8 protein-coding genes are annotated in these 13,884 nt (G+C 39.6%); 3 read left to right on the top strand and 5 right to left on the bottom strand.

What is annotated here, in order from left to right:
- From CES88_RS04980 to CES88_RS05000, 5 genes are all read right to left on the bottom strand, one after another.
- The gene (locus tag CES88_RS04980; protein ID WP_290731818.1) at positions 1-375 is read right to left on the bottom strand and encodes a response regulator; all 375 of its coding nucleotides are present in this window, start codon (positions 373-375) and stop codon (positions 1-3) included.
- 135 nt (positions 376-510) lie between these two features.
- On the bottom strand, positions 511-750 hold the full coding sequence (locus CES88_RS04985; protein ID WP_290731821.1) for a KH domain-containing protein: 240 nt from the start codon (positions 748-750) through the stop codon (positions 511-513).
- Between the two features lie 111 nt (positions 751-861).
- A complete protein-coding gene (gene rpsP / locus CES88_RS04990) occupies positions 862-1,110 on the bottom strand; it encodes a 30S ribosomal protein S16 (RefSeq protein ID WP_290731824.1) in 249 nt (82 codons plus the stop codon).
- Between the two features lie 96 nt (positions 1,111-1,206).
- Entirely contained in the window at positions 1,207-1,611 is a 405-nt protein-coding gene (locus CES88_RS04995; RefSeq protein ID WP_290731827.1) for a hypothetical protein, read from the bottom strand.
- Positions 1,612-1,718: 107 nt separating this feature from the next.
- Entirely contained in the window at positions 1,719-2,378 is a 660-nt protein-coding gene (locus CES88_RS05000) for an NADAR family protein (protein ID WP_290731830.1), read from the bottom strand.
- A 201-nt stretch (positions 2,379-2,579) separates the two neighbouring features.
- On the opposite strand from CES88_RS05000, the gene CES88_RS05005 reads away from it, so the two are divergent.
- From CES88_RS05005 to CES88_RS05015, 3 genes are all read left to right on the top strand, one after another.
- Positions 2,580-4,079 carry a hypothetical protein gene (locus tag CES88_RS05005; RefSeq protein ID WP_290731833.1) on the top strand — a complete coding sequence of 500 codons (1,500 nt, stop codon included), beginning with the start codon at positions 2,580-2,582 and terminating at the stop codon, positions 4,077-4,079.
- A gap of 172 nt (positions 4,080-4,251) precedes the next feature.
- Complete coding sequence (locus CES88_RS05010; RefSeq protein ID WP_290731836.1) at positions 4,252-10,284, top strand: tail fiber domain-containing protein; 6,033 nt, start codon at positions 4,252-4,254, stop codon at positions 10,282-10,284.
- A 9-nt stretch (positions 10,285-10,293) separates the two neighbouring features.
- Complete coding sequence (locus CES88_RS05015) at positions 10,294-13,875, top strand: fibrinogen-like YCDxxxxGGGW domain-containing protein (protein ID WP_290731839.1); 3,582 nt, start codon at positions 10,294-10,296, stop codon at positions 13,873-13,875.
- Positions 13,876-13,884 lie beyond the last annotated feature (9 nt).

Below are 13,884 nucleotides of genomic sequence, written 5' to 3' on the forward strand. Positions count from 1 at the left end.
CTACCGTGCTTTAAAAATATTTGTAACTGTAGCTAGTATCTCATCAAGATCGAAAGGTTTCGAGATGAGACCTGTTGCCCCCTTCTCTTTTAATTCCTCTTCTGCTAGCCCAATATCTCCTGTCAAAAGAAAGAATGGAGGTAGCTTCTTTGGTCCGTCCTGAATTTTTTCTAGCAATTCTAATCCTCCCATCTTAGGCATATGGGAGTCAGACAAAATGAGATCAACATGATTATTTAAGAAAATATTTAAAGCCTCTTCACCATTGCAGGCACCTAGAACTTGAAAGTCCTCTATTTCAAAAATATCTGTGCAAATCTCTAGAAGATCAGCTTCATCTTCTGCAATTAATATAGTTATTTCGGAATTACTCATATTAATATCATAGAGACTTAATGGGCCTATAAAAAGGAAAAATAGAAAATTTAGAAAAAAACTTAAGACAGCACTAGTGGGAATAAAAAAAGCCCCACTAAAAGTGAGGCTTTTTAATTACAATTTCTTTATTAATTATTCGATAATTTCTAGAACAGATCTCTTCTTAAGCTTTGTTGAAGCTGCATTAAGGATTGTTCTTAAAGCTCTAGCCGTACGACCTTGCTTACCGATAACTTTACCTAAGTCAGTTTTATCAACTTTAAGTTCGATAACTGTAGTTTGTTCACCTACAATTTCGTTTACTTCTACCGAATCTGGCATGTCGACAAGTGATTTAGAAACGTAATGGATTAGATCTTTCAATTCGCTCATTTGTACTCTCGCTTTCTACAGGTATCCCTTAGGAATACCATTTTCCATTAACATTGTTCGCCAAGGGCGATGTTCCTCTTCCTAGCTGGAGCTAAAAAGAGGATTAAAAACTTAACCTAATTGGATTTTGTTTTTCTTTAAAAGTGTTCTAACTGTATCTGACATAGTTGCTCCACTCTTAACTAGAGCAGCAATTCTTTCAGCTTTAATGTCGATAAGCTCTGAACCTTCAATATGTGGATTGTATTGACCTAGTCTCTCAAGAAACTTTCCATCTCTTGGATTACGTGAGTCTGTGGCAACAATAGTATAAATTGGCATATGTACTCTACCACCGCGTTGCATTCTGATTGTTAGCATGTATAAACTCCTACAAAACTCTTTATTACACTTGTAAATAGGCTATATTAAATAATTCATGACCAGCTAGATGTCAACGATTTAAGTAATTAATTATTATAAGTCACCGCATTTAACTCTATTAATCAAAGAGCTAAATTCATTTGTAATACTTTGAATTACACGTGGCTTAACCTCTGTTTGATTACCTACTAAAACAGATGTTAGTTTAATTTGATTTCTTAGAGTCTTATACCTTTTCTTATAAGTGGCCACGCACTTCTTATTATCCGGGCTCTCAACAGCAAGGCAAATGGCACGAATGGCAGAAACTCGTGTTGAGATTTCAGCAACTTGAGCTGAGAATTCAAACTTATCGCTATAGCCTTGATTGAAATCAATCGAAGCGCTCACTAAGTTTTCAAATGATTCATTATAAATATCTCTACAATCGCTATCACTAATAGCATAGGTAGAATTAAGACAAAGTAATGACAATAGAACTAATAAACTCTTTTTCATGATGACTCCTCATTAAATTTTCTTGGAATATAACAAAATTTAAAACCGTCATCAATGCATCGCGTCATTTTTACATATAGAAAAAGGAGGTTTTACCCTCCTAATAATTAGAGAACTTCTTCTCTAAATTCTTTTCTAAGTTCCATCCAGATTTTATTATAGAACCACGCAGGAGGAGCATCTCCCATAATATGATCGGCCTTAAGTTTTAGATTACCTGTAGACATGAGAACTTCCATCACTTTTGGATTTTGTTTCGCTTTCGTTCTAAGAGCATCTTTAATTAATTGATAATGAAGCCCTTTTGAAACAGTCCAAAACTTAATCTTCTTTCCTTGAAAAGTTACCCAGTCAATTCCCATTTCTCTCATATTTGAATTTGCGTAACCGCCTGCTTTCTTCGCAAGAAATCCAGTCATCTGCTCCACCTCAACACGGGTGTAAGGCCACTCAATCCCCTCTGCTGTTGCTCTTACGTCTTCATCTGACTCTGGGTATTTAAGAGACTGCCAAAACCCCTCCACAGACTTATAAAGAGTTTCTTTATAAACGAAGTCAGTCGCTGCAAAGTTAGAAAGAATTCCCAACTCATTTCTCTTAGAGAGAATAACCTCTCCTTCTTTTGCATCTTGAGGAAGTACTTCCCAACCAGGCGCGGTTGAACGATCAACCTCTTGCCACCAATGGGCCGGATAGTCGCCATTTGCAGCAAATGTAAGAGCAGTAAGGAAGAATAGAATAAGTGTGGATAGTGTTAGATTTTTCATGAGGCTATTTAATAAAAATCAGAAACCTCTGTCATGGCTCAAAGCAAAGCCTCTAAAATATGGTGATCCTCCACCAATTATTGCCACTAATAAAATCTTCTTAAAGTGAAGACATTCACAACTATCTGATATCTTGTAAATTCATTTAATTAAACCCTCAGTGTTCTAAACTATACCTACCAAATATCCGAGTAGATCACTATGTTTAATGAGTTTAGAAATTATCTCTTAAAAGCTTCTGCACTAATCAGCTGTGCAGCGGTTCTTCTGTACTTTGCTCCTGGCGATCAGAAAATAAGCTCTTTCGATGAAGAGGAAATTCAAAGTGTCGAACCTACGGAAAAAACTCCTAACCAATTAGGTAAGTATAATAATATGAGAAAGCCTGCTTCAATCAATGAGCAATCTCCAATAGAGTCAGCCTCGACAACACAATTAAGTGAAGAGAGCAATACTGACTTTGAAAATGAAAACCAATTTATTCCCGAGGAAGACCCTTCTCTTAGAAATTTAGCTGAATCAAGTGGAAGCTTTGAAAATAGCTTACCAGGTGAGCGTGGCGAGATTCAAGAACAACAAGACCAAGCTGAAGCGAAGAGAAACTCTAATCCACAAATAAATGACGACTTTCAACAGGACCCTAGACAAAGCTCAGGAGGCTCTTCTTCCGATATTGCAGCAACCTCTGCAGAAGTGAATTACGCAATTCCAGACTGTGCAGAAAATTGTTCTGCTAATGAAGATAATTCTGATACAGCAGAAACAAATAGCGGAGAAAGTACGGCGAGCACAGATTCTTCAGAAGGAACCACCTCTACTCCGACGAATCCTACGGCCGATGTCGCTCCAGTGGTAACAGCTGATTTAGGGGCAGGAAATTATTCAGAAAATCCGAGTGTAACTTTGAGCTCGAATATTGGTGGCGAAATCTACTATTGTGTTGCAGAAGGAAGCTGTTGTGAACCTAACCCTTCTTCCGGTGGAACTCTATATAGTTCGGCAATAGATATTGGAACAGGAGATGGAAACTTCTGCTTAAGTTTTGTTGGTATTGGCCAAAGTGGAGTTCTAGGAGAGCAAGTAACTCAATCTTACAATGTAGATCAAACACTCCCAGATATGTCTTCAATTGTTGATGTTCAATATATTCAGACTACTGGTGAAAGTAGTATCGCTATAAATTCATCAAAGTTTGGATCTACTGGATATGACTACGGCCTCTATAATCTCAGTGCCGATCCATCGGCCCTAAACTGTAAGCAAGTAGAAGAAAATTTCGCTCATGCAACCTACGGAGTCGACTTTGATGGCAACTCATCACCAGACCTCTATGATCTAAGCTCAATTTTCACAACTATTACAAGTCCTCTTCGTCCGGGGATAATGAATTATGGTGCAGGTGGAAATTACTTTGTTTCAATCCTCTCCAATCGAAATCTCGCAGGAGAAGCGAAGAGAAATTGTGTCACTCATAAAGTTGTCTTAGAAGATTTCGACTACCTTGCCTCAACGCAAACATCAACTTCTGCTCCCATTGTAAATGGCTCAGGTCATATGGAATATAGTGGAACATTTAATAGCTATGGTATCTTCCGAGAGCCGGCCGCTATTGGTGACGCCTCTATTACAAGTGGTTCATCTAGATTTGAAGCTGACGCAAATAATATTCTTGAGGCCACCAAAGAAGATATTATCTATTAGTATCGCCTACTAAAATAGTCACTTTCTCTCCAAGTAGATTATATTTACGAAAAACTTTCCTCCTAGTTTTAACAAGTTAACATCCTAAACTAAATTCTCAAAGAAATCTTCAACATACCGATTAGAATAGTATGAACGACCTAGTCTTAATAGCTTATTTGCGGAACGTTTGATGATTAAAAAGCTGCTAACTACATTCATACTGATAATTGCGTCTTCTCTTGTTATGGCGTCTGAGAAGATCTCTTATTCTGGTAGATTAACTTCCGCCTCTGGAGCTCCTATCTCTGGGCCTGTAAGTCTTAACTTAGAAATTGTAACCTCTACTCCTGCTGTTCTTTGTACTATTAACGATGGTGCTGTTCCTCTTTCAAATGGTGTCTTTCATCTTGAAGTGGATTATGGAACGACTTGTGATAGTGGGCGTTCTTTAAAAAATATTATTTCTGATTCTGTTACCGCTAGTGAAGAGCTCTTTATTCGCGTTGTTGATGTCACTCATTCTAAAACTTATCCTTCACAGGCCATTACAAGTTCTCCTCTTGCTATCTTCGCTCTTGAAGCCGCTTCTGTTAGAACTGGCTCAATTGTAAATACTGACTTAAAAGGCGTCGCCGCTAATTGTGCCAATAACGAAGTCATCGCTGGTGACGGTGCTGGAAATTTCAAATGTATTTCTGCAAGTACGGGCTCTGTAACTTCAATTACTGCGGGAACAGGACTTACTGGTGGAACGATTACTGCCACTGGAACAATTGCTGTTGACGTTGGTGTAGGAGCTGGAGATATTCCTCAACTCGATGGCTCTGGAAAGTTAGCAACTTCAGTTGAGACTGATCCAAGTGTTACTGCTTTTGCAAAAGCGGCCCTTCCAACCTGTGGGGTTGGTGAAGTTTTAAAATCTGATGGAACAAACTTTTCTTGTGTTACTGACGATACAGGAACTGATAGTGATACAACTTATACCGCAGGATTAGGAATTGATCTAACTGCAGGGCAGTTCTCTATTGATGCTTCGGCCTGTGGAGCTGGACAGAGAATAGTATTCGGTGCTCCTGGTTTTGGTTGTGAAGATGCTGATGCCATTTCTCTGCAAGGAAATGATGTCGACAACACTGCTCCAAATGATAACGATGTTCTTACTTGGAATAACACAACTTCAAAATGGGAACCAAGAGCGACGGCTTCGACAGTTAATGCTCTCAATGATTTAAGTGACGCTGCTACAACAACTGATAATTTATTTCTAGGTCATAGCAATACAATGGGAACTTCAAATACTGGAGTTGGTGTAACGGCACTTGATGCTCTTACAACAGGTAATTTTAACACTTCTCTTGGAGACGGCTCTCTCACAGCAAATCAAGATGGATCAAATAATGTAGCGGTTGGTTACAATGCAGGTAAGAGTAACGTGACAGGCTCTGGAAATATTTTTTTAGGAAATGCTGCCGGAGAAAATGAAACTGGCTCTAATAAACTCTACATAGATAATTCAAATACAGCGACTCCGTTAATTCTTGGAGATTTTTCAACTGATACTTTAACAATTAATGGAACTTTAAAAATTGTAGATGGATCACAAGGTGCGAATAAAGTTTTAACTTCATCAGCTGATGGAACGGCCATTTGGTCAACTCTCTCGGGAGCAGGGAGTGTGACAAGTGTTGATGTGACAGCTCCTTTAGTAAAGGGTGGAACTGCTTCTGATATTGATCTCTCAATTCCTGCGGCAACAACTTCTGCCGACGGTTACTTAACTTCAACTGATTGGAATACTTTTAATAATAAACAAGCGGCTCTTCCAACAGGTGGAACAACAGCACAATATCTCCGTGGAGATTTAACTCTCTCAACTTTTTTAAATGATGTTCTAGCTAGTGTTCTCACTGGATATGTTGTTGGTGCCGACACTCCTTTAGCTGCAACAGATTCAATAGTTTCGGCCTTTGGAAAAATTCAAGGACAAATTAATGCAAATGATACAGCGATTTCGGCTAATGCGACAGACATAGGAACAAATGCTACAGATATTGGAACTAATGCAGCGGCGATTACAGCAAATACAACGAATATTTCTTCTAACGATACTGACATTGCAGCCAACACTGCAGACATTACAACGAATGCAGCGGACATTGCTCAAAACGCAGCTGACATTGCAGCGATTGATGAGTCTCAATGGATAACAACAGGATCAGACATTTATTATAATACAGGAAATGTTGGAATTGGAACAAGCTCTCCTACTCTTGGTGGTTTTGCTTACGCTTCTGCGAGCAAGCTTGGAATTACAGGAAATGGATCAGCTGATAATAATGCAAGTTTTGGAGTACTCAACATAGGAAATAATAGAACAACACCAGGCGGTGGTGATGCTCTAGGTGTTATCAACTTTAATTCTGTGAATGATACAACTGCAGTGAAATCACAAATATCAGTATACAATGAGGGAGCAGGTGGTGCTAACGGCTTCGGCTCAAGAATGATGTTTACAACTAGAGGAAATAATCAACTTAATCCTACCGAGAGACTAAGAATAGATTCTTCCGGAAATGTTGGGATAGGAACTTCTGCACCAGTTTCAAGATTAGATGTAAACGGTACAATCACATCAGGTGGAGATACTGCAACAACAGGTACTCTTCAATTTGCAGGAAAGTATGCAAGCGGAACTCTAAATACATACGGAAGTGAATATAGCTCAGGAGCAACAGTTGTTGGATATGCAACAAAACCTAAGAGTGGTGTAGGAGGCTTTCTATCTTCATCCTCTACTGCAGGCCTAAATAGAGGCGCAATGATTCTAGATCATGAATTTGAATTTTTAAATGCATCAGCACAAACTGCAACAATAAATACAGATATAGCTCTAACAAGTAGATTGAAAATTAGTCAAACTGGAAATGTAGGTATTGGTGTTGCTGACCCCGATGCAAAGTTAGAGATTAATGGACAAATAAAAATAACTGGCGGAGGAATTGGCGCTGGAAAAGTTTTAACTTCAGATGCCGATGGACTTGCCTCATGGACAACACCAACTTCAGGAACGGTTGCCTCTGTTTCAGCAAATGCACCTCTATCAGTAACTAGCCCTACGACATCCCCTGATATTTCTATATCACAAGCAAATACAACTACCGACGGTTACTTAAGTTCAACTGATTGGAATACATTTAATAATAAGCAAGCTGCTCTTCCTACAGGTGGAACGACGGCGCAATATCTTCGTGGGGACTTAACTCTCTCAACTTTTTTAAATGATGTTCTAGCAAGTGTTCTCACTGGTTATACAGTTGGTGCTGACACTCCCCTCGCCGCAACTGATTCAATAGTTTCTGCCTTTGGAAAAGTTCAGGGACAAATTAATGCTAATAATACTTCTATCTCAGCAAACACTACGTCGATAGGAACGAACGCAACTGATATCGCAACGAATGCAGCGGCGATCACTGCTAATACTACAAATATTTCTTCTAATGATACGGACATTGCCGCCAATACAGCGGCCATAAGCTCAAACGATACAGACATAGCTCAAAATGCAACCGATATTGCTGCGATCAATGAATCTCAATGGACAACTACAGGTTCAGATATTTACTACAATACAGGAGATGTTGCTATTGGGACAACAACACCTGCTGCAAAGTTAGATGTAAGAGGTACACTCGGCTTAAATAATGGTACCTATATATGGAACAAGAAAGTGGGACTAGGTCACGCTGATGCGAGCTCTGGGAAAAGAGTTCTCCTAACCCTTCCAACATCAACACATACGGCAGAGGTTACGATTAGATCAGCAAGAACAACAAATGATATTACATCAAATATTCTTGCGAAATTTAACACTGTTCTTACTCAAGAAAATACTGTTTTTAGAGTTCTGTCCGCTGAAGTCTCTGGAACGCTTGCCACTTACCAATGGTATTTTGATAGCTCTACAGGGACTCCCTATTTAAGAATTGGGCAAGGTGGAAATACATTTACATATACAATTACAGTTAAAACAAATATATCAAACGAACCTACTGCAGAACTAGATGATGGGACAGCCCCCGTATTTCCTACAGTTGAGCCTCAATATGCGTTTAGATCTACACAAGACTCTGATCTTAAAATACAGACAGCAGGTAGCGATAGAATGGCAATAGACAATACTGGAAACGTTGGTATTGGAACAATTACACCTACTGCAAAATTAGATATTCATGATGGTTTTAATCAAATAACGAGAACGGAGAATGACTCCACTTCAAGAGGACACTTAGTTCTAAGAAGAGGCGATGGCACAGGAGCAACAGCTTCTATTAATTCTGAAAACTCAGGAGCTAATGATGTGAGCGCAATAAGCTTTCACATAAATTCCGCCGAAAGAATGAGAATTACAAATGCAGGAGCAGTTGTGGCCACTTCATTTCAAGGTGATGGTTCAAGTTTAACTGGCATTACTGCAGATAGCTCTAGCAACAATGTAAATGCAGTTATAAATGCCGATGCTGATTCAAATTCTTCCGGAGATATTCTCTTTCAAACAGGTGGAACAACTAGAGCGAGTATTTCAAACTCAGGGGATATGTCTCTTGGAAGCTCTATTGATTCTGGTGCCGGAGCGAATGTTTTTAGTGTTGGATCAACGACGGAAGATAGTGTCGTAGCTCTTGGAGAAGACACAAATAATAAAGCGGATATGAAATGGAATAGTTTTACCAACTACCTATCTTTTGGAACAAAGAATGCTGGTACAAGCTACATCGATACTCTTGTTGTTAAGGACGGAAATGTTGGAATTGGTACAGCGGCTCCAGAAACGACATTAGATGTGGCAGGAAATATTTTAATTGGGGAAAAGCCAAATTCGGGTACTCAAAAAACAAGTATAATAGCAGCTCAGCAATCAGACAATGGAGTATCAGAGGGGAATAGTGTTCCAGGTAATAACTTAGAGTTTAGGGCCGGAATAGGTACTGGCTCTGCCGCTAATGGGGATATTAGTTTTACAACTGAACATGTAACAACTGTTTTTGGAAATGGTATAGCTCACGGTGCTGGAAGCAAGAAAATGATTATAAAGTCTTCAGGTAATGTTGGTATTGGAACAGAAAGCCCTTCACAAAAACTTCATGTGAATGGAAGCATTAAGAGTAATGGCGCCGTATATAGTAATAAGTACTACGACAAGCCATTACAAATCCCCGATGGTTGGGTAATCGGTGACTACTGGGAAGTCGTCCAAGTAGCCCCCGAAGCATCAGGAGCTTCAGGTCAATGGAAAGTTCATCTATCAGGGACAAGAGGAAACTGGACAGAAGGTAGTACTTACAAAGTTTCCTCCACTCATGCTAGCTCATCAGTATGGAGAGAAGCTGCACAAGAATCAGAAACAACTTATACTAATATCACTAAATGTTTTACCGTCGATGTTAATCCAAATGCAAACAGTCCTAAGTTTAGAGTTAGAGCAATCAAAGCCAGTGCCAGCTGTGGTATCAGTGCAGTAATGCAGATGAAATTAAGCATTAATTCAGAGGGACATAATGCCTCATGGACAGAATTAACTGCAACAGGAAATGATACGACAGTATCCTCGTATCAATCAATGGGTAATGATTGGAATCTGTACACAGGTTCGCCTCGTAATGATAGTTACTTGGCAATTAGAGCAACCTCAAACGGAAGAGTCGGAATTGGAACTGCGGCGCCAAGTGAGCAACTAGAAGTTAACGGGAACGTTAAGGCAGCGGCTTACCTTTACACTTCTGATAGAAGATTTAAAAAGAATATTGCAACAGTTACAGATCCTCTTGAGAAAGTGCTCTCTCTTCGTGGTGTATTCTTTGACTGGAGAACAAATGAATTTGATCAATTTAATTTACCAGAAGGTAAAGAGTATGGATTTATCGCACAGGAAGTTGAAGAGGTCGCTCCAGAGTTAGTTAACACTGGAGAAAATGGATATAAGTCTGTTAAGTATGGAAATATCACTTCCCTACTTGTTGAGGCATTCAAGTCACTAGAGAAGAAAATATCTTCTTACTTTGAAAGTAATGATAAAGAAGTGAGAGAATTAAACAGAAAAATTGCTTCTCTAGAAGAAGAAAATAAAGAGCTTAAACAAAGCTCTGCTAATAATCAAAAACGCATTGAAAAAATGGAAGAAGACCTTCAAAATATTTTAAAACAAATGAATAAGAAGAAAGACTAAGAAGGTCTAATGAAAAACTATAACTTGATATTCACTCTCCTATTTACCTTCTCGCTAAACTCAAATGCAATCAATACTGTTGCAACAGGGTTTCAAGTTGCTCCTGACGAAATTAAAACTATTGTTGCTCATGGACTCTGTAAGAAAGTTTGGAATACAAGCTCAACTGCTGAATTTATTGCAACGAAGACCTCCCCTGAATGGTTGAATTTCATCGCCAACCACCCAACAGAGTTAACAGTGAGATCTTGTCAGGCCAATTGTTCTAATCTTCAAAAAATGGGAATTACAACATCAGGAATTTATAATTTTGATTTTGATGATGCAGGCCCTATTGCCCCTTTAGATATTTACTGTGATATGACTAATGATGGTGGTGGTTGGACAAAAGTTTTTAAACACAATACAGCTGGCGGTTATTTTTCAAGTCTTACAGATGCTAAGAGCAAGAACGTTACTGCCCCCAATGGAAACCTCTACTCAATCCTAGATAAAATGGACGCTCTTAAAAGTGCCCATGGTCTAACCTTTAGATATAGAGATACAACAAATGGAAACCAAAATATTTGGTTTCAAAGAAGTAATCCAGTCTATGACACAAAAGTAATGGGCTATCGCCCGATTGAAATTGAGAATTCAAGTAATTACTGGGCGGGACTAGAGAATGGGAATAGGCTTTCAAATGGAAGAAATAATACCAACAAGTCCCTACTAGACGGATCTGTTGAGCATTCAAATTGGTGGTATAGTGTTGGAGCGACAGTTGCTCATAGTGGAAATATACCTGCCTTTAATTCAGTAAGTACTGATGAGGTTGAACTCTTTGTTCACACTGGCGGTTTAAAACCAATGAGCTGTTCTCATATTGTTGAACTTGGAGATCAAAAGGGAGATGGAATCTATACCATTTACCCTGATCAAGTGAATGCTTTAAATGTCTACTGTGATATGACGACTCTAGACGGTGGCTGGACTCTCTTCTATGCCAATGCTGCTGATCCAGCAATGCCAGTAAAGAAATCATTTAAAGAATTTCGAGATGAAAATTACGGTCTGTCTGTTACGGCAGGAAACTATACTTCACCCAATACTGTCGGAATGTTAAACGCAAGAGACTTCCCTGCCACAACACAAGTAATGGCCAAAGATATTGGGAATTGGACTTCCGATATGTATGGAGTTCTCTCGTTTAATCATAATGGTATTTTTCAAGATTTCGTTCAAGAAAAGTTAGCAAACTCAGATGACTCTTGTAACAACCTTCCGGGGGCGCAGAACTTCTTCTATGAAACAAGTAATGGAGCAGGCTTCTATTTTGATAAAGCTCACGACTATGGAGTAGGAAGCTTCGGCTGGTTTGACTGCTTTGCCTCTCCTCCTGCTCAAACTGCGTCTGCCACAGATGTCGAAGATTATACGAGGCACTTTATCTATAGCACAGGAGACTCTACTGATACGCAAAGAGTTCGTGGAGTTGCCGGATGGAACTCTGGTGATGCCAATGTAAAAGCTCGATACTTTATAAGAGATAAATTAGACAGGCCGCAAAGCTGTATGGATATTCTCTTAAGTGGAGAATCTAAGGGCTCTGGGACTTATACTATTTATCCAAGAGGAAGTGCTATTACTGTCGAATGTGACATGACCACTCATGGAGGAGGATGGACTAAAGTCTGGCACGGTTACCCAACAGAGGCCTACGTAAATTCGACAGCAAATGAAAGCTATTCAAGATCAAATAAAATACCTTTCAACGAAATGATGATGAAGGGGGAAAACACAGGTGAAACAGTTGTTGATCAAACTATGGAAACTGCTTATCTTGACGATACAATTGTCGGCTACTACCAGAGTGTTATCGCTCAAGCAGATGCAGCTTCTCCAACTGTGAGCTTCCATGACTTTGAGGGTAATCAAGATGTGAAACTTGTAGGCGGAAACTTCTTAAGAGGTTACGGAAATATTTGGCGCTACTTTTGGACATGTATTAACGTAAGCTCATCATCAAATATCTATACAGGTGGAGGCTATGCACCCGGCTGTAAATCACGAGCTACCTTCAACACCGCTTCTATTAGTACATGTGTGAGCACGAATAACGATTATTGCTCCAATGCCTTTGATAGCACTGAGATCGATAGTGGACTAGGTCTTACTCTTAAACAATACCAAGAAACTTCAACATGGGTAAGATCTCTTCCTTCCATGACTTCATGCCGAGACATTCTCGATCAAAACTACTCTCACGGCAGTGATGTCTACCTTATTGATCCAGATGGACCAGAAGGAAGTAATCCTCCATTTAAAACTTACTGCGATATGGAAACTGATGGCGGAGGCTGGACACTCACCTGGTCAAATACGCGGGAAGGAACAAACAAACCAGTCACAAACTTATCTTATTCTGACGCTGTCAACACACTTCCAAGGTGCTCTAGACCGGCCTCATCAAATGCATTAGACTCTTCGGGAAATTGCTCTTACATCTCTCTCTCAACTATGCCTTATAGTGATTCTAAGTATGTTAATTACTTCTTAGGACTCAAGCACTGGGATAATATAGCTCAAGACGATGATTTTGAACTCATGTATCAATGGGAATACGCCTATAACGTGGGTATTACAAATTCTTATAAAGCAGACATTACAAACTTTAACCCTGCAGATAATTATCGACTCACAATGCATAATTATCAAACACTTCTTGGAGGAGTAATCTCTCCCCACAGCACTACTCACAATGGAGAGCAGCTTACAACAATGGACGCCGACAATGATAATCATGCAAGCAACTGTGCGACGCTCTATTCAAATACTCCTTTTTGGTATGATGCTTGCTGGTCTGGAAATATTAATGGAGGAGGAGAAGGTAGTGATAATAGTACTTTTCACTACAACGGAGCCTACTACACTGGCTCGGCAACACAATGGGGAACAACGAGTAATGGACAAGGAGCCGGAAACGGATGGTTCTTCATCAGAGAAAAGAAAAGTAAGAACTTTCCTAAAAATTGCCAAGATATTTTAGAAAGAAATCCTGACGCAACTTCAGGAGTCTACTCGATTGATATTTCACCTGGCTCACCTGATACTAGACAAATGGTTTACTGTGACATGGAAAATGACGGAGGGGGATGGACCCTACTCTTTAGCCATAATATTAGTGGAGGGTACTGGACAGATGCAACCCAAGCGAATGCTCTTGGAAATCTAAACCCCAATCCTAATCTTGCAAAGTATTCCCTACTCAATCACATAAAGTACTTGCGCTCAGATGGTAAATTTACTTTTAAAATGGAGTGGCCAGGAAATGCGAATGTTAATATTTGGTCACAGACAACCGATCCTTCAATAGATCAGCCCGTAGCTGGTTATCAAGCAATAAGTGTAGATTCGACAGGCTCCTATTGGGGAGGTCTTGAGAGAAATTGTACAGCAGGTTGTACTTCTTCCTTTGCAGATGGCTCAGTGGGCGCCTCATCAGGCTCCACTTGGTGGTATGCGATTGGTTCTTATGCTGATTATGGTGGAGGCTCAATGCCAGGGCCAAGTATGACCCCAGTCCCTCACGTTCTACTTTGGATTAAGTAGTAGCTACTA

It is taken from the genome of Halobacteriovorax sp. JY17 (assembly GCF_002753895.1).
Taxonomy (GTDB): Bacteria; Bdellovibrionota; Bacteriovoracia; order Bacteriovoracales; family Bacteriovoracaceae; genus Halobacteriovorax.